The sequence below is a fragment of the Rhizocola hellebori genome, assembly GCF_016862955.1.
Taxonomy (GTDB): Bacteria; Actinomycetota; Actinomycetes; order Mycobacteriales; family Micromonosporaceae; genus Rhizocola; species Rhizocola hellebori.
Genome location: NZ_BONY01000032.1, coordinates 64896 through 80497 on the forward strand (window position 1 = coordinate 64896; position 15602 = coordinate 80497).

The 15602-nt window shown below is 66.0% G+C and carries 14 protein-coding genes, 1 tRNA gene and 1 pseudogene; 6 read left to right on the forward strand and 10 right to left on the reverse strand.

Annotated elements, in window-relative coordinates; genetic code table 11:
• Positions 1–25 precede the first annotated feature (25 nt).
• Together Rhe02_RS25120 and Rhe02_RS25125 are read left to right on the forward strand one after the other, a co-directional pair.
• Complete coding sequence (locus Rhe02_RS25120) at positions 26–880, forward strand: oxygenase MpaB family protein (RefSeq protein ID WP_203910802.1); 855 nt, start codon at positions 26–28, stop codon at positions 878–880.
• A gap of 68 nt (positions 881–948) precedes the next feature.
• Entirely contained in the window at positions 949–1803 is an 855-nt protein-coding gene (locus tag Rhe02_RS25125) for an intradiol ring-cleavage dioxygenase (RefSeq protein ID WP_203910803.1), read from the forward strand.
• Positions 1804–1866: 63 nt separating this feature from the next.
• Here the strand turns inward: Rhe02_RS25125 and Rhe02_RS25130 are convergent, their stop codons facing one another.
• Positions 1867–3006 carry an epoxide hydrolase family protein gene (locus tag Rhe02_RS25130; protein ID WP_203910804.1) on the reverse strand — a complete coding sequence of 380 codons (1140 nt, stop codon included), beginning with the start codon at positions 3004–3006 and terminating at the stop codon, positions 1867–1869.
• 94 nt (positions 3007–3100) lie between these two features.
• Here Rhe02_RS25130 and Rhe02_RS25135 point away from each other — a divergent pair, with 94 nt between their 5' ends.
• Entirely contained in the window at positions 3101–3754 is a 654-nt protein-coding gene (locus tag Rhe02_RS25135; RefSeq protein WP_203910805.1) for a TetR/AcrR family transcriptional regulator, read from the forward strand.
• A gap of 27 nt (positions 3755–3781) precedes the next feature.
• On the opposite strand, the gene Rhe02_RS25140 is transcribed toward Rhe02_RS25135, so the two are convergent.
• The 4 genes and pseudogenes from Rhe02_RS25140 to Rhe02_RS25150 all read right to left on the reverse strand — a co-directional run.
• Entirely contained in the window at positions 3782–4546 is a 765-nt protein-coding gene (locus Rhe02_RS25140) for an energy-coupling factor ABC transporter ATP-binding protein (protein WP_239124037.1), read from the reverse strand.
• On the reverse strand, positions 4543–5310 hold the full coding sequence (cbiQ, locus tag Rhe02_RS25145) for a cobalt ECF transporter T component CbiQ (RefSeq protein ID WP_203910807.1): 768 nt from the start codon (positions 5308–5310) through the stop codon (positions 4543–4545). The genes Rhe02_RS25140 and cbiQ overlap by 4 nt, the downstream gene beginning before the upstream one ends.
• On the reverse strand, positions 5310–5624 hold the full coding sequence (locus tag Rhe02_RS49985; RefSeq protein ID WP_239124043.1) for a PDGLE domain-containing protein: 315 nt from the start codon (positions 5622–5624) through the stop codon (positions 5310–5312). The genes cbiQ and Rhe02_RS49985 overlap by 1 nt, the downstream gene beginning before the upstream one ends.
• A 36-nt stretch (positions 5625–5660) precedes the next feature.
• A pseudogene (locus Rhe02_RS25150) lies at positions 5661–6314 on the reverse strand (energy-coupling factor ABC transporter permease); the annotation flags it as partial.
• Positions 6315–6386: 72 nt separating this feature from the next.
• Between Rhe02_RS25150 and bcp the strand changes: the two are divergent.
• Both bcp and Rhe02_RS25160 read left to right on the forward strand, forming a co-directional pair.
• Positions 6387–6851 carry a thioredoxin-dependent thiol peroxidase gene (gene bcp / locus Rhe02_RS25155; RefSeq protein WP_203910808.1) on the forward strand — a complete coding sequence of 155 codons (465 nt, stop codon included), beginning with the start codon at positions 6387–6389 and terminating at the stop codon, positions 6849–6851.
• Positions 6852–6913: 62 nt separating this feature from the next.
• Positions 6914–6994: transfer RNA gene (locus tag Rhe02_RS25160), tRNA-Leu, on the forward strand.
• A gap of 14 nt (positions 6995–7008) precedes the next feature.
• On the opposite strand, the gene Rhe02_RS25165 is transcribed toward Rhe02_RS25160, so the two are convergent.
• Positions 7009–9291 carry a rhamnogalacturonan lyase gene (locus tag Rhe02_RS25165; RefSeq protein ID WP_203910809.1) on the reverse strand — a complete coding sequence of 761 codons (2283 nt, stop codon included), beginning with the start codon at positions 9289–9291 and terminating at the stop codon, positions 7009–7011.
• Between the two features lie 244 nt (positions 9292–9535).
• On the opposite strand from Rhe02_RS25165, the gene Rhe02_RS25170 reads away from it, so the two are divergent.
• Complete coding sequence (locus Rhe02_RS25170) at positions 9536–10594, forward strand: LacI family DNA-binding transcriptional regulator (protein ID WP_203910810.1); 1059 nt, start codon at positions 9536–9538, stop codon at positions 10592–10594.
• Between the two features lie 6 nt (positions 10595–10600).
• Here the strand turns inward: Rhe02_RS25170 and Rhe02_RS25175 are convergent, their stop codons facing one another.
• From Rhe02_RS25175 to Rhe02_RS25190, 4 genes are all read right to left on the reverse strand, one after another.
• A complete protein-coding gene (locus Rhe02_RS25175; protein ID WP_203910811.1) occupies positions 10601–12430 on the reverse strand; it encodes a glycoside hydrolase family 127 protein in 1830 nt (609 codons plus the stop codon).
• On the reverse strand, positions 12427–13278 hold the full coding sequence (locus Rhe02_RS25180; RefSeq protein WP_203910812.1) for a carbohydrate ABC transporter permease: 852 nt from the start codon (positions 13276–13278) through the stop codon (positions 12427–12429). Before Rhe02_RS25180 ends, Rhe02_RS25175 begins: the two co-directional genes overlap by 4 nt.
• A complete protein-coding gene (locus tag Rhe02_RS25185) occupies positions 13275–14153 on the reverse strand; it encodes a carbohydrate ABC transporter permease (RefSeq protein WP_203910813.1) in 879 nt (292 codons plus the stop codon). The genes Rhe02_RS25180 and Rhe02_RS25185 overlap by 4 nt, the downstream gene beginning before the upstream one ends.
• Positions 14154–14230: 77 nt before the next feature.
• Positions 14231–15547: an ABC transporter substrate-binding protein gene (locus Rhe02_RS25190; protein ID WP_239124038.1), complete on the reverse strand. Its 1317-nt coding sequence runs from the start codon at positions 15545–15547 to the stop codon at positions 14231–14233.
• Positions 15548–15602: the final 55 nt, after the last annotated feature.

Here is a 15602-nt window from a genome sequence, read left to right on the forward strand (position 1 = left end):
GGTGCGGCGTGGCAATGTTGTGGGCATGGCCTCCAGTCGCGATGTCGGCCTCTTCGGGCCCGGTTCGGTGACCTGGCGTGTGCATGCCGAGCCGGTGCTGATGGTGGCCGGCCTCAGATCGCTTTTTCTGCAATCGCTGCACCCCCGCGCGGTCGCCGGCGTGGTGCAGAATTCCGGCTACCAAGCAGATCCTTGGGGCCGTTTATTGCGTACGATTAACTACGTTGCAACAGTGGTCTACGGCACCACGGCACAGGCACGCGCGGCCGGACGCCGGGTCAGGTCCATCCATGCCGCACTGACCGCCACCGATCCACGCACCGGCGAGCTGTTCCGCATCGACGAGCCTGACCTTTTGCGATGGGTCCACGTCACCGAGGTGGAATCATTCCTCGACACCGCGAAGCGGGCCGGTGTGGCGCTTACCGAGTCCGAAGTGGACGGTTACTACACCGAGCAGCTGCGAGCGGCCGAGCTGGTCGGCCTGGACCCCTCATCGGTGCCGGCGACCGCCGCCGAGGTCGACGCCTACTACCGACACGTCCGGCCGGAGCTGGCGATGACCGCTGACGCGGCCAAAACGCTCGCCTTCCTCGCTGTTCCGCCACTGCCGTGGCGACTCGGGCTCACCCCTGCCCGTCTGATCTACACCGGTGTCGCCGCCACCTCTTTCGGTCTGCAGCCGCCGTGGGCGCGCCGCCTTTACGGCCTGCCCGGCCTTCCAAGCACCGATCTTTCGGCCTCCCTCTCCGCCCGTGCCCTGCGCACGTTGCTCAACGCGTTGCCCCGTCGCTACTTCGAAGGCCCGATCTACAAGTCGGCCATGGCCAGAGCCGGGCGGGCCGCGTCGATTGACAGCTCAGGCACAGCTAGCGCATAGGCTGCGGCTACCCCCGGCAAATACGGTCGCCCACATCAGGCACCGACGATGGTTGGGGAGCGAAAGAAATGGAACACGACCACGAGGGCCAGCGCGTCAGCCGGAGAACACTCGTCCGCGGACTGAGCCTGCTGAGCCTGGGCGGTGTGCTGGCGGCCTGCGCCAAGGAAACCGAGGGCACACCCACCGCGACAGCGCCAGCCACCGGGACGACCGGCTCGGACCTGTTCGCCGGTCTCGCCGCGTGCGCGCTGACGCTGGAAACCACCCAGGGTCCCTACTATTTCGACGCGGACAAGGTGCGCAGCGACATCCGCGAAGACCGAGCGGGCAAACGTTTGCGGGTGGCCATCAAGGTCCAGGACAGCGAAACCTGTGCCCCGGTACCAAATGCGGTGGTAGAAATCTGGCATTGTGACGCCGACGGTCTCTACTCGGGCGCCGAAGCGCAATCCACCGGCGGCGGGGGCGGCCCGGGCGGCGGCGCCCCTCCCGGCGGCGGCGGGCCTGGCGGCACCCCGCCCAGCGGCGGGCCGGGCCCGGGCGGCGGCAACGGCGGCATAGCCGATCTCGTGCCCACCGACGACAAGCGTTACCTACGCGGGGCTCAGGTCACCAACGGGGAAGGCGTGGTCGAATTCACCACCGTCTGGCCCGGCTGGTACCGGGGGCGGACAGTGCACATCCACGCCATGGTTCACGTGAGCAACAATCGCGTCCTCACCACCCAGATGATGTTCGACGAAGCGCTCAACACGAAGGTCTTCGCCGACAAGCCCTACTCGGCCCACACCGGCCGGGACACCTTCAACAACAACGACTCCATCTTCAAGGACAGCATGCTGGCGAAGGTCACCGAGGACGGCGACGGTTACCTGAGCGCGATGGTCTTCGGCGCCGACTCGGACAAGGACGGCGCCTGACCCGACACACCAGCGTGGCCCCGGGCGCGATGCCCGGAGCCACGCTGTCCCCCGATAGGTCAATCAGCTCAGCTTCGAATAGAACTGCTGGATATCCGCGATCAGCAGGTCGGTCGCCTCGTGGGCGGCGTAGTGGCCACCGGCATCGTTGCCGCCCGGCGTCTTCAGGCCGGGATCGTAGGAGTTCCAGCTGACGATGTTGCTGTGATCGCGCTCGGCGAACCGGCGGATCGATTGGAAGTCGCCGGAGAACATCGCCAGCCCGGTGGCCACCGTCGTCGGCTCGGTCGGGTGTTGCTCAGCGTGCGCGTCCTCGTAGTAGAAGCGCGTCGAGGAGCCGGCCGTGCCGGTGAACCAATAGATGGCCACATTGGCGAGGATGAAATCCTTGTCCAGGCTTTCGCCGAGCAGCTGCGAATTCCAGGCGAGCAGGCCGATCGGCGAGTCGGCCAGCGCGAAGGCAAGCGTCTGCGGCTGCTGGCTGTGCAATTGGTTGAACGACATCTTGTTCTCGTAGAACCACTGCAGCTTGCCCAGCGCCGCCATGTCGGCCTCGGAGAGCCCTTCGAACTCCGAAGGATCGCCGGTCGGGAACGAGAACAGCTGCGTGACGTGGACGCCGATCACGTGCTCAGGATCGATGCGGCCGATCTCGGGCGCGATCATCGAACCGGCGTCGTTTCCCACCGCTCCATAGCGCTCATAACCCAGGCGGCTCATCAGCTCGGCCCAGGCGCGGGCGGTGCGGTACTTGTTCCAGCCCTTGCTCTTGGTCGGCCCGGAGAACCCGAAGCCTGGCAACGATGGAATCACCACGTGGAAGGCGGGCGCCTGCGGCGAGGCGGGCTCGGTCAGCGGCTCGATCGCCCGCAGGTACTCCACCACGGAGCCGGGCCAGCCGTGCGTGAGGATCAGCGGCGTGGCATCGGGCCGAGCGGACCGCACGTGGATGAAGTGGATGTCTTCGCCCTCGATCTCGGTGACGAACTGCGGGTAGGCGTTGAGCTTCGCCTCGAACGCGCGCCAATCGAAGCCGTCAAGCCAATACGCCGCAAGCTCTTTGACGCGCTCGTTGGTCACCCCATAGGCGTCACCCACGCCCGGCAACTCGTTGGGCCAGATCACTCGGCTGAGCCGCTGGTTGAGGTCGTCGATGGCAGCTTGCTCGACCCGAACGGTGAAGGGGCGGATTTCGTTAGACATCGGAGTTCTCCCTCGTGAATTTCAAACGGAGTGTTTCGCTCCGTTTCAACTTAACAGAGCGGAGCACTCCGCTCCAAGTGTTACGCTCAAAAACATGGAAAAACTTCCTGGGCGGCGCGGACAGGCCGTCCGAAACGACGCGATCATCCTCGAAGCGGCACGAAACGTCTTCCTCGAAGATCCGTCCGCGCCCATCGCCGCGGTCGCCGAACGCGCCGGCGTCGGCTTCAGCGCCCTCTATCGCCGCTACGCCGGCAAGGAGCAGCTATTGCGCCAGCTGTGCCATGACGGGCTGAAAAGGTTCATTGCCGAAGCCGACACCGGGCTGGCCGACAGCGACGGATGGCGCGGCCTCACCGGCTTCATCGAGCGCATAGTCGACGCCGACGTGCACTCCCTCACCGTCAAGCTCGCCGGAACCTTCACCCCCACCCCCGAGATGAACGAGGATGCCAAGCGCGCCAACAAGCTTGCGGTCACGCTGGTGAAGCGCGCCCACGAAAGCGGCCGGCTGCGCTCAGACGTCGTCCCCGACGATCTTGATCTCCTGCTTGAGGGGTGCGCCGCGATCCGCCTCCCCGACCCGGACCGCACCCGCCAACTCCGCAAGCGCTATCTCGCGCTGCTGATCAGAGGCCTGTCGGCCGACGACGCCAAACAGGAGCCCCTTCCGGGCCCAGCCCCGGACGCGCAGGAGCTGAACTGGCGCTGGACCCGCCGGCCCCAGGCGGGGACGGCGAAGCCGTAGCTCCAGCCGATGCCTGACCTGCCAGCCTCAGACTGGGACGGCGAAACCGTAGGGAAGCTCCAGCCGATGCTTGGCGAGCAGCTGGGTGTCGGCGAGGATCTCCAGGATTGGCCCGTCGGCGACGATGCGGCCCTCGTCGAGCACGACCGCGCGCTGACAAAGCTGTGCCGCGTAGGGCAGATCGTGGGTCACCATGAGCATGGTCACCGGCAGGCTCAGCAGGATCTCGGCCAGCTCCCGGCGGGCCTGCGGGTCTAGGTTGGACGACGGCTCGTCGAGCACGAGCAGCTCCGGCTTCATCGCCAGGACCGTCGCCACCGCGACCCGGCGTCGCTGCCCGAGCGAAAGATGGTGGGGCGCACGGTGTTTCACGTCGCTCATGCCCACCGCGGCCAGCGCCTCGTCCACCGCGGCGGCCAGCTCCTCGCCGCGCAGACCGAGGTTGGCCGGGCCGAAGGCGACATCTTCTCCCACCGTCGGGAGGAACAGCTGATCGTCGGGATCCTGGAAGACGAGACCGACCCGGCGGCGGATCTCGGCCAGGCCCGCCCGGTCTTTCGGCTCGATCTTCTTACCGCCCACCGCGACAGTGCCCCTGACACCGCGCATGTTCGCGGCTGAAGCCGGGGGCAGGATGCCGTTGAGGTGGAGGACGAGCGTGGTCTTCCCGGCACCGTTGGGGCCGAGGAGCGCGACCCGCTCCCCCGCCCCGATGTGCAGATCCACGCCTTGCAGCGCTTCATGTCCGTCGGGGTAGGAGTAGTGAAGGTCACTGATTTCGAGCGCTTTCACTGGAGCCCCCAAAGGATGAGAAACGCTAAGGCCACGGCGGGTAGTAGTGCGACTGTCATCCATTGCCTGGTATTGGCGACGTTGTCGGCCTGCAAAGCGGCGGGTAGACGGCCGGTGTATCCGCGCGAGCGCATTGCCAGGTAGACCCGCTCGCCTCGCTCGAAAGCACGCAGGAACAGCGTGCCCAAACCAGTGGCGAAACCCTTGACCTGCCAGAGGAAACGGGGATCGTCCAACCTGGACATTCTGGCGATGCGCATCCGTCGCGCCTCATCGGCGAGGACTTCGAGGTAGCGCAGCATGAACATGGCTATCTGGGTGATCGCCTGCGGCAGCCGCAACCGATCGAGGCCCGTCATGATGTCGCGGGCCGGGGTGGTCGCGGCCAGCAGCAGCGCGATGAGCACGCCCAGGGTGCCTTTGACGAGAATGTTCCAGCCGCCCCACAGGCCCTCCTGCGCCACCTGAAGGCCAAGGACGGAGACCTTGGGTCCGGCCGCGAAGAACGGCAGCAGCAGGGCGGTGGCCACGAACGGGATCTCGATCAGGCTTCGCTTGGCCAGCCATAGCGCCGGAACCCGCGCCAGCACCGCGATCGCGGCTATCAGCACGGCATACGCGCCGAAGGCGAGAAGGCCTTCGCGCGGCGTGGCCACCACGATGATCGTGAAGGCCAGCGCCGCGGCTATCTTCGTCTCGGGTGCCAGGTGGTGCACAGCGGAGTGCTGGTGCACGTACATGGCGTGCGCATGCCCTGCCCCCATCAGACTCGCGCCTTCCTTCGTCGCCGCACGATCTGGAAGATCGCCAGACCGACGGCGAAGGTCACCGCGACCCCGATGATGCCCGCGATGCCCGTGGTGCCCTCGACGCCGTTGATGCCGTAGTCGGCGAGCAGGCCGCCGGACAGCTCGTGCTCGCCCTGGCTCTGCGCGATGCAGCTGCCGCCGGTGATCTCCCCCGCCGCGTTGACGGTGCAGCCGCGCAGGGTGGTCGCGTCGAGACCGTCGGGCGCGCTGGAAGCGAAGTAGCTGACGCCGCCCGCCAGCACCGCCGCCGTGAGCAGGCCCGCCACCACCAGGCGCTTCGGGCTGGCCTGAGCGTGACCGTCGAGCCTTTCGCCGCGCAGGGCGTAGACCAGGTCGGGGCGCACCTTGGCGACCGCCACCACCGCAAGCGCGGCGATCGTGCCCTCACCCAGGCCGATGAGCGCGTGCACCCCGCCCATCACGGCCGAGATCTCGCCAAAGCCGATGGTCAGCGGCACCTCTCCGCCCAGCGCGTATTGCAGGACAAAGCCTTGCGACGCGATCACGACGCTGACGACCGAGGCGGCGAACACCGCCGCGCCAACGCCAAAAGCACTGCGCGGCAACAGCTTCATCAGCCCGACCACCACAAGGTAGCCAACCGCGGTGCCCAGCAGAGCCATGTTGGTGATGTTAAGACCGAGGGCCGACAATCCGCCGTCGGCGAAGATCAGCGCTTGGACGATCAGGACCACCGAGACGCAGAGCGCGCCCACCCATGGCCCGACCAAGGTCGCCGCCAGCGCACCGCCCAGCAGGTGACCGCTGACCCCGGGCAGAACGGGAAAATTCAGCATCTGGACGGCGAAGATGAAGGCCGCCACCAATCCGGCCATCGGCGCTAGTCGATCAGAAAGATCCTGTCGCGAGCGGTTCAAACAGAGCGCTAGCAGGGCAACTGCGACTCCCGCATAGGCCAGCGACACCGGCCCGTTGATGATTCCGTTGCTGATATGCATGGCGACGTTCACCCGGCCATCATTGCCTTACTGCACATAACTTGCAACAAGGTTTGAGTAAGGTCGAGAAGTATGAGGCTTGAACCTGGGGCAAAGGCCCCAACCTGGAAACTCCCCACCGCAGAAGGCACCAAGCTCGGCCTTGCCGATCTCAAGGGCAAGAAGGTCATCCTTTACGCCTATCCGGCCGCCATGACGCCGGGCTGCACCACCCAGGCCTGCGACTTTCGAGATTCCCTCGCCTCGCTGACCGCCGCCGGGTACGCCGTGGTGGGCATCTCTCCCGACAAGCCGGAAAAGCTGGCAAAATTTGTGGAGCGCGATGCGATCACCTTCCCGCTCGTCTCCGACGAGGACAAAAGCGTGCTCACGGCCTATGGCGCCTACGGCGAGAAGAAGAACTACGGCAAGACCGTGATGGGCGTCATACGATCCACTTTCGTCATCGACGAAACCGGAAAAATCGAACACGCCTTCTACAACGTCAAGGCCACCGGGCACGTCGCCAAGCTCCGGCGCGACCTCGGCCTCGACTGAGCAGGGTTGGCCGCTGGGCCGGGTTCATGATCCCCGGCCCAGGCTTTAGACTTCATGGCGTTGCGGGAGTGGCGGAATGGCAGACGCGCCAGACTTAGGATCTGGTGCCTTCGGGCGTGGGGGTTCAAGTCCCCCCTCCCGCACTAAAAAATTTTGATCATGGTGTCCACAAGCGGGGCACCGGCACACGGGCCCAGTCGAGGTCCGAGCCCAGGTAGAAACTCGGGTAGGCCGGCTGGTTGTAGGCGGTCTGCTGGCGTGCCACCTCCACCCGGTACTGGGGGTCGTGCATCAGCGTGTAGAGCTTGCGGTCGGTGAGCTCCGTGCTCAGATAGATGCGGATAGCGGTGCTGTCCACGGTGCGCAGCAACAGTTCCTCGCGCCAATCACCGAAGATGTCCGCCACGAGCGAGGGGTTGCCCTTCGTGAAGTTGTTGGCCAGCGTGCCTTCTGCGGTGAGCAGAGTCCCGCGGAGCCAGTCTTCGATTCGGGGGGTTTCCACCACGGTGGCGGCTGCGCCATTGACGACCTGGGTGGTCATGTCGGCGGCCCAGCGGATGCTCTGGTTGGTGCCGGGAATGGTGGTGCCGAGCGACCTTCCGTCGGCGGTCCACAGGCCCAAGCCGGTGACTGCCCACGCTTCCAGCCCCGGCTCGCCGGGCAGAATATCGCCGACCATGCCTCGTCCGGTGTCGCGGCCGCTGTACCCGCCGAACAAGACTTCACCGGTACGGGCATCGCGCATCGCATGGCCGTAGGGCGCGAAGGTGCCACCCTCATGCACCATGTAGATCTCGAGGCCGGGACGGTTGGGGTCGATGTCACCGACATGCAACGCGTCGCCGTGCCCGACCCGGGCCATGGTTCCGGGCTGGGCGCTTTGCGGTGGCATCAGAGCGAACGAGCTGTAGAGCAGGCTTCCGTCGTTGTCGATGGTCGCCCCGCCGTAGACGATTTCCTGTTTACCGTCGGCGTCCACATCCGCCACGCTCATGGAGTGCGCGCCCTGCGTGGTGATGGTCCCGAACTGCGGGTCGGTGCCGTTGCGGCCGTGCGGGCCGTCGTTGAACGGGTTCGTCATCGGCGTCCAGCCGCTGTCGACGAACCACTGTTCCTGCAGCCGCCTGCCGTCCCAGCGATAGGCGATCAGGGTGGTGCGCGTGTAGTAGCCGCGGGCGAAAACCGCTGACGGGCGGCGGCCATCCAAATAGGCCACAGCGGCCAGGAACCGGTCCACCCGGTTACCCGGCTCGATGCGCGACAGCGCATAGTCTCCCCACATCAGCCCGTCGTCCTCGCGACCCGGCTTGTAGGGGATGGTCTGCAGCTCCCTGCCGCTGCGCCCGTCGAAAACGGTCAGATACTCCGGCCCGTCCACGATGAAGCCCTCGAACAGCCGCAAGGCATTGCGGGCGCTACGGCTGGGCGCGTAGACATCGATGAAGTAGTCCACGAGAGCAGTCGCGTCCGCTTCCGACAGCGGATAGGAGTATTGAGGCGCGATGCCGAAGGCCTGCTCCAGCGTCGCGGGCCAGTGCCCCGCAACGACTTCCGGGTGCGCCTGCCAGCCGCGGAACATCTCGACGAGATGTGCGTGGTAGCCGGACCGGCTGAGGCGATAGTCATCGGTGTGCGAGAAACCGGCCTGCACGTCCTCTTTCGGCATCGTGATGTACTTCTCGGAGACGATGCCGCCTTCCCTGTCATATCTGATTATCTTGGTACCGGGTGCGGTCTTGAACATCATCTCGCTGCGCCCGTCCCCGTCGAAGTCGTAGACGAGGAACTGCGTGTAGTGGGCTCCGGCGCGCACGTTGACGCCGAGGTCGATGCGGTGCAGCAGGGTGCCGTCGAGGCGGTAGGTGTCGATGAAGACCGGCCCGGTGTAGCCGACCTGGGACACGTCCTTGGAGTTGGACGGATCCCATTTGACGATGTACTCGTACTGGCCGTCGCCGTCGACGTCGCCAACGCTCATGTCGTTGGCGGAGTAGGTGTAGGCCTCACCAACCGGGGTCACCCCGTCCGGTGGCTTGCGCAACGGCAGATCGTAGTGGTCCGCCGGCCAGGGTGAGACCTTGGCGCTGGAGTGCGAGCCGCCGCCCTTGCCGACCGGGACGACGCGGTAACGCGCGCCGGGAACGCTTGCTGTGTCGAGATAGTTGGTGCTGTCGGTGACGGTCGCGATGCGCTGGTCGTTGCGGTAGACGTGAAAGGCCGGTCCGGCCATGCCGGTGCCGGTGTGGCCGCTGACTTCGTTGCCAAGCAGCCGCCAGCTGAGGAAGACCCCTTGGGCCGTGGTCGCGGCGACGAGCCCGCGATCGAGACGCTCAAGCTGGATCACGTCGGGATGGTGGTGGGCCGGCTCGGCATAGGCGGCGGTCGGGTTGATGGCGACGAGCACAGCTATCCACATGCTCGCCAGGTGTCGATGTTTCATTCAGACTCCATAGAGCTATTGAAACGTTTCAACGTTTGATTCTACCGGCATCCCGCCCAAATCAGAAGACTCCGGCCGAGCATGGCATCCATAAACATGTATGGCCGGAGCGGCGCGACCGAATCGGTCTATGTGGACAATCACCCCACACGTGGGCGTGTCCGGTCTGGACTTGATCGTCGTGGTGCGCAGCGATCCTCGGCGTGAAATCGTATGCCTGCATTAAGGTGCTAGCCTTGCCTCGATGCGTGACAACCAATCGCCCCCCGACAAGCGGCCCGTGCCGACCATGCGCGATATCGCGGCGGTCGCGGCGGTGTCGCAGAGCACGGTGTCGCGCGTGCTCAGCGGCGTGGCGACCACCGTCCCCATCGCGCCGCAAACCCGGCAGCGGGTGCTGGAAACCGCCCAAGCCCTCGGTTACCGCCCGAATCCGTTGGCGCGCGGGTTGCGCGGCGCGTCCACCAACCTGATCGGGGCCGTGGTGCGCGACTTCAGCGACCCCTTCTTCGCCGGGGCGATCGAGGCGCTGGTGGCCGAGTCCATGGCGCGCGGCTACAACGTGGTGCTGAGCCACGCCCCGGGCCGCAAGGAAGATGTGGTGTCGCTGACCGCCGCCCTGGAGACCCGGCACACCGATGCCGTTGTCCTGCTTGGCGATATGCAGGAGCATCCGCAGCTGCTGGCAGACCTGCGTCACTCGATGGTGCCGGTCGTGGCGCTCTGGCCGGGGACGAGCCCACGGGAGTTTCCGACCGTCGATGCCGACGACCGGGCCGGCATCTGGGCCGGGCTGGGGCACCTGGAATCGTTGGGGCACCGCCGCATCGCCTTCGTCAGCGGCGAGCTGCCCGGCGGCTATCGGGTGCGGGAGAACGCCTACCTCGACTTCATGCGCGACCGATTCGGAGCTGTCCCACCGGGATATCTGGAGCACTGCCCGAACACGCTCGCCGGCGGCGACGCGGCGCTGCGGCGGCTGATGGAGATCCCGCAGCCGCCGACCGCGGTCGTCACCTCCACCGACCTGGTCGCCGTCGGGGTGCTGCACGCCGCGCACAGCCTCGGCGCCACCGTCCCCGAGAAGCTTTCGGTGGTGGGTTTCGACGACATTCTCATCGCCGCCCACACGGTGCCGGCGCTGACCACACTGCGCATGCCGATCTCCGAGATCGTCGGCCACGCCGTCGCCCACGCGGTTGCCTTGGCCCGTGACTCCGTTGGCGCGGCGCGCCAGCCGACCCTTGAGGTCTTTGAACCCTCGCTCATCGTCCGTGACTCGACGGCGCCGCCGCCGCGCTGAGGAAAGTCATCGCGGGATCCATACCCGCATCGCGTCCACCTTCCGGTTGGCCCAAGCGAAATAAGGGATGGCCCCCGCTTCGAGATGGCCGCCGCCGCCCGCGTCGATGACCGGAAGACTGATCCCTGTCACCGATGGCGCGATGTCTGGGCGAGCCAGCTCGACAGGCTCGCGTTCACTGTCGAACTTCAGATCCTCCAGCTGCGTGCCGCCGGGGATGTCGGCGGATTCGACGCAGTAGACCAGCGGCCCGCGTTCCAGGGCGACACATCCGCGCACGGCGTCGACCCGCCGGTCGGGCTCGGTGACGCGAATCGACAGGTCGAGGTCGAGGACCACGGTGTCGCCCGCCTGCCACCTCTGCGTGTAGAGCGCGACCGGCTGGGTTTGCGGCGAGCGGCTCCACTGCGGCAACCGCAGCGAAAGCACCCACGGCTCTTCCGGCGATTGAACTACCCGGACGGTGACCTGCCCCTGCCAGGGATAGCCGGTCTGGACTTCCAGCTCTACCGTGCCCACGGCGAGATCGGCGCGGATGGTGGCGTTGGCGTATTGGTGGATCTGAACCCCGGCGGCATCGCTGGTGGCGAGGAACTGGTGCCACGAGCTGAGCAGCCGCATGAGGTTGGGCGGGCAGCAGGCGCACGCGTACCAGGGCGCGCGCTCCGCGTCACCGGGCCGCCCGGCGCGGTGGGTGCGGCGCTGCAAGGGATTGGTGTAGAAGAATTCGTCACCGGTCAGCGAGATCCCGGACAGGACCCCGTTGAACATGGCCCGCTCGATGGCGTCGGCGTAGCCGGAGTCGCCGGTCGCCAGCAACAGCCGCCATGCCAGCATGACACTCGCGATGGCCGCACACGTTTCGGTGTAGGCGCGGTCCGGCGGAAGCTCATAGGCATCGCCAAAGGCTTCGTCACGGTGTCGGCTGCCCATGCCGCCGGTGAGGTAGGTCTTGGTCGCCATCAGATCGCTCCAGCGCCGCCGCACCGCAGCCAGCAGCTCCCGATCGCCCGACTCCACCGCGACGTCGACCGCCCCGCAGTCCAGATAGAGCTGTCGAACGGCATGACCCGCAACGGTTTGGGCCACGTTGACCGGCTCGTGGTCCTGCCAGTACTCCGGCCCGAATCGCCCGGGGCCGATCAGCCCGTGGCCGCGCAGGCTGAGCATCCGCTCAGCAAGACGCAAGTAGCGTTTGTCGCCGGTGACCCGGGTCAGCTCGACCAACGCCATCTCTATGCACGGATGCCCGTCCACGCCGGGGCGTCCGGACGGGCCGAACTCGCGGTCGATGTGGTCGCACGCGGCCACCGCGATGGCGAGCAACCGGTCGTCGCCCAGGCTGCGGTGCCAGGCGACCGCCGCTTGCGTCAGGTGGCCCACGCAGTAGAACTCGTGCCCCCAAGCCAGATCGCGGTAGGGGGCCCCGCCACGTACCACCTGGACGAAGCTGTTGATGTAACCGTCGGGACGCTGAGCGGCGGCCACCACGGCGATCGCCTCGTCCGCGGCGGCGGCCAGCGCCGGATCGTGGCCGCGGCCGAGCTCCCAGCCCACCGCCTCAAGCCACTTGTAGACGTCGGAGTCGAGGAACGGCAACGTGGTTCCGCCGGAGTCGGCCTCCGCCTGGTACTGGCCCTGGCCGCCCGCGGCGAGCCGCAGATTGCCGAGCGATCCGCTCTGCTGGAGCTGCTCGAAGCCGTGCAGAATGGTGCTGCGACGGTTGATCAGCTGCCGCTCGGCCCAGAACCCGCCGACGATTTCCACATTGGACGCAGTGATCGGCCGCAGCGCGGTTTGCGCCGCCGGCGAAGGCCACACGTTACCGATGCTCATTTCACGGCTCCGCTCATCAAGCCAGACACGTAGTACCTCTGGAGAAGCAAATAGACAAGGACGCACGGGATGATCGAGATGGTGATCCCGGCCTGCAGCATTCCCCAGTCGGTACCGCCAAGGCTGGTCTCGGTCCGGGAGGTGGCCAGGATCAGGGGCAGCGTGAACTTCGAGCTTCGGCTCATCAGGACCAGCGCGCCGAGAAACTCGTTCCACGACATGATGAAGCTGAACAGGGCGACGGTGACGATGGCCGGCACCGTCGACGGGATGAATATCCAGCGCAGTGCCTGAAATGAGGTAGCACCGTCCACAATGGCCGCCTCCTCCAGCTCCGGCGGCACCGCGTTGAAGCTGTTGCGCAGGATGTAGAGGCTGAACGGCAGCTGGATCGCGGTGTGCAGGATGGCCAGACCGAGCAGCGAATTGGTCAGCCCCATCTTGGCGAACATGAGGAACATCGGGGTCAGCAGCGCCTGGTAGGGAATGATGAGCGCGAGCAGCAGGACGACGAAGATGACTTCCTTGCCCGGAATGGGAAAGCGGGCGAGCGCATAGGCGGCGGGCACGGTCAGCAGGAGGGTCAGGCCGATCGCCAGCAGGGCGGTGCCAAAGCTGTTGGCCAGATAGGCGGGCAGCCCCTGCTGATAGGTCCAAAGGCGCTCATAGCTGTCGAAGCTGAACCGGTGCGGCAGGTAGGTGGGAGGCGAGGCGGCTGCCTCCACGGTCGGCTTGAGCGAGGCCAGGACAGACATCAGCAACGGCAGCAACATGACCGTGCAAATGATGATGCAGATCGCGCCGACCAGGTAACGGCTTCGCCCGGTGCCTGTGCGCACGGCGCTCATGCATGGCTCCGGCGGGTGAGCAGCAACTGGAATACCGTGAACACCAGGATGAAGGCCGCGAGAATCATCGACAGAGCCGCTCCATAGCCGAGCTTGAGGTAGGGGAACGAGTTCAGGTACACGTAGAAAACCGAGGTCGCCGTTTCGTTCTGGGGCTGCCCGGCGGTCATGATGTAGAACTGGTCGAAGGCGAGCAGTGAGCCGATCACACTGACCAGGGTGACCAGCAGCACCGTGCGCATGGTCAGCGGCAGGATGACGCGGGTGACCCGCTGCCGATAGCTGGCCCCATCTACCTGAGCGGCTTCGGTGATGTCGGTGGGGATCGCTTGAATGGCCCCGACAAACAGGATCATCCCGAAACCGATGACCTTCCACACCACCGAGGCGATGATGGCGGCGTTGGAGACGTCGGCATCCACGCCCAGCCACAGCACCGGTTTGGAGATCCAGCCCAGATCGAGCAGGACCCGGTTCACCAGACCGAAGTCGGTGCTGAAAAGCCAGTACCAGAGCAGGCTCGACACCCCCAGCCCGATCACCACCGGGATGAAGACCACTGTGCGGGTTACCTTGCGCAGCAAGGAGTTCTGTGACGTGAGGAGCGCGAGAAGGTATCCGCCGATGATGAGCACCGGCGTGATGAGCGCGGTGTACCAGAGGGTGAACCGGAACGAGACCCAGAACTGGGTGTCCTTGAACGCCCGCTCATAGTTGTCCAGGCCCACGAACCTGGGCGGCGTGATCAGGGACCAGTTGTGCAACGACATCCATGCCATCTGGCCCAGCGGGTAGGCCGTGAAGACCAGGACGAAGACCAGAGCCGGTGCCAGGTAGGCGAACCCGACCACGGCGCTGCGCCGGTTTCTGCGCACGACACCTCCGTCAACTTTGGTGTCCACCGGGCGATGGGCCCGGTGGACACGACGAGCGCTCATCTTGCTGGGCGACCCTAGGACTGAGCCGCGATGGCTTTCATCTCCTTCTTGCCGTCGGCGATGACGGTGTCGAGATTGTCTTCGCTGTAGTAAGCCCGTTGCAGCAGCTTCAGCCACGGACCCTGCGGCGAGTTGATCTGCTCGAAGAAGGTCAACGTATAGGGCGTTCTTCCGACGGTCAGAGCCTTGGCCACGTCCTGCACCAGCGGCTCGGCTTTGAAGTACTTGTTATCGACCATGTCACTGCGGGTGGTGAGGTTGAGCGCCTTGGCGTAGACCTCGACCTGAACCTCATCCGAGAGCAGGAACTTCATCACGTTGACCGCGTCGTTGACCCGCTTGCTGCCCTTCGGCACGACCACCAGGTCGCCGCCGATGAAGGAGGCCGACGAGTTCGGCGCCATCCCGGGAAGCAGAGCGATGCCGAATTTCATCGTGGGGTTTTGCTCGCGGGCAAGGGTGATGTTGAAGTTGCCGGTGCCCATCATGCCCACCTTGCCAGAACCGAACTGCAGGTGGAACGTCTCGCCGTTCTCTGTCCGGTCACCGGCGTGCACATTGCCGGACTTGACCATGTCGCGGGTGAATTGGAGCACCTGCTTGACGCCGTCGCCTACGAGCGGCTCGTCGCCCGGCCCGGCGGCTTCGATCTTGGCACCGGACGCCCACATCAGGGGACCGACGGTGAAGATGTTGCAGCCGGCGCAGTTGCCCGGCAGGTAGTAGCCCTTGATGTCCCCGCCCAGGGCGGAGATCTTGTCGGCGTAGCTGCGCAGCTCACCAAGGCTGGTCGGTGGTTTGGTCGGATCGAGACCGGCGCGGCTGAACAGGTCTTTGTTGTAGAAGAGCGCGGAGACGTCAGCGTAGAGCGGGACACCGAAGAGCCGGTTCTGGTAGGTCGCCACCGTCATGTGGCCCTTGCTGGCCGTCTTGAGCTCTGACCAATCCTTCAACCGGTCGGTGAGGTCGACCAGCTGCTGCGCCTTCTCGAACTGCGGTGCGTAGATCAGATCCATGCCCATCAGATCGGGGACCTCGCCGGACGCGATTCCCTGGGCGATCTTTCCCACCATTTCCGTGTGGGGGATGTAGGTCAGTTTGATCTTGCAGTCGGGGTTCTTGGTGTTCCACGCCTCGACGAGCATGTCCACCATCTGCTTGTTGCCACCCGAGCGCTCCCACATGGTCAGGTCGCCCTTGCTGGCACATGTCGTGGTCGCGGCCGGCCCTTCGCCGGCCGTGGGCGGTGCTTCCTCCTGGCTGCAGGCGGCGGCTGCGAGCATCAGCGCCGCTGTGGCCGCCAGGGCGGGCCACCTGGGACGGGTCCTCATTGCCACGCTCCTCTGTGTCGAGTGGACCGGGGTGATGTGACCCGGGCCGATGGCA

Bases quoted from the DNA above. Each gene is read 5' to 3' on its own strand.
- Rhe02_RS25170 (WP_203910810.1), top strand. From the start codon at position 9,536: ATGCGTGACAACCAATCGCCCCCCGACAAGCGGCCCGTGCCGACCATG.
- Rhe02_RS25130 (WP_203910804.1), bottom strand. From the start codon at position 3,006: ATGTCTAACGAAATCCGCCCCTTCACCGTTCGGGTCGAGCAAGCTGCC.
- Rhe02_RS25125 (WP_203910803.1), top strand. From the start codon at position 949: ATGGAACACGACCACGAGGGCCAGCGCGTCAGCCGGAGAACACTCGTC.
- Rhe02_RS25165 (WP_203910809.1), bottom strand. From the start codon at position 9,291: ATGAAACATCGACACCTGGCGAGCATGTGGATAGCTGTGCTCGTCGCC.
- Rhe02_RS25120 (WP_203910802.1), top strand. From the start codon at position 26: ATGGCCTCCAGTCGCGATGTCGGCCTCTTCGGGCCCGGTTCGGTGACC.
- Rhe02_RS25180 (WP_203910812.1), bottom strand. From the start codon at position 13,278: ATGAGCGCCGTGCGCACAGGCACCGGGCGAAGCCGTTACCTGGTCGGC.
- cbiQ (WP_203910807.1), bottom strand. From the start codon at position 5,310: ATGGGGGCAGGGCATGCGCACGCCATGTACGTGCACCAGCACTCCGCT.
- Rhe02_RS25135 (WP_203910805.1), top strand. From the start codon at position 3,101: ATGGAAAAACTTCCTGGGCGGCGCGGACAGGCCGTCCGAAACGACGCG.
- bcp (WP_203910808.1), top strand. From the start codon at position 6,387: ATGAGGCTTGAACCTGGGGCAAAGGCCCCAACCTGGAAACTCCCCACC.
- Rhe02_RS25175 (WP_203910811.1), bottom strand. From the start codon at position 12,430: ATGAGCATCGGTAACGTGTGGCCTTCGCCGGCGGCGCAAACCGCGCTG.
- Rhe02_RS25190 (WP_239124038.1), bottom strand. From the start codon at position 15,547: ATGAGGACCCGTCCCAGGTGGCCCGCCCTGGCGGCCACAGCGGCGCTG.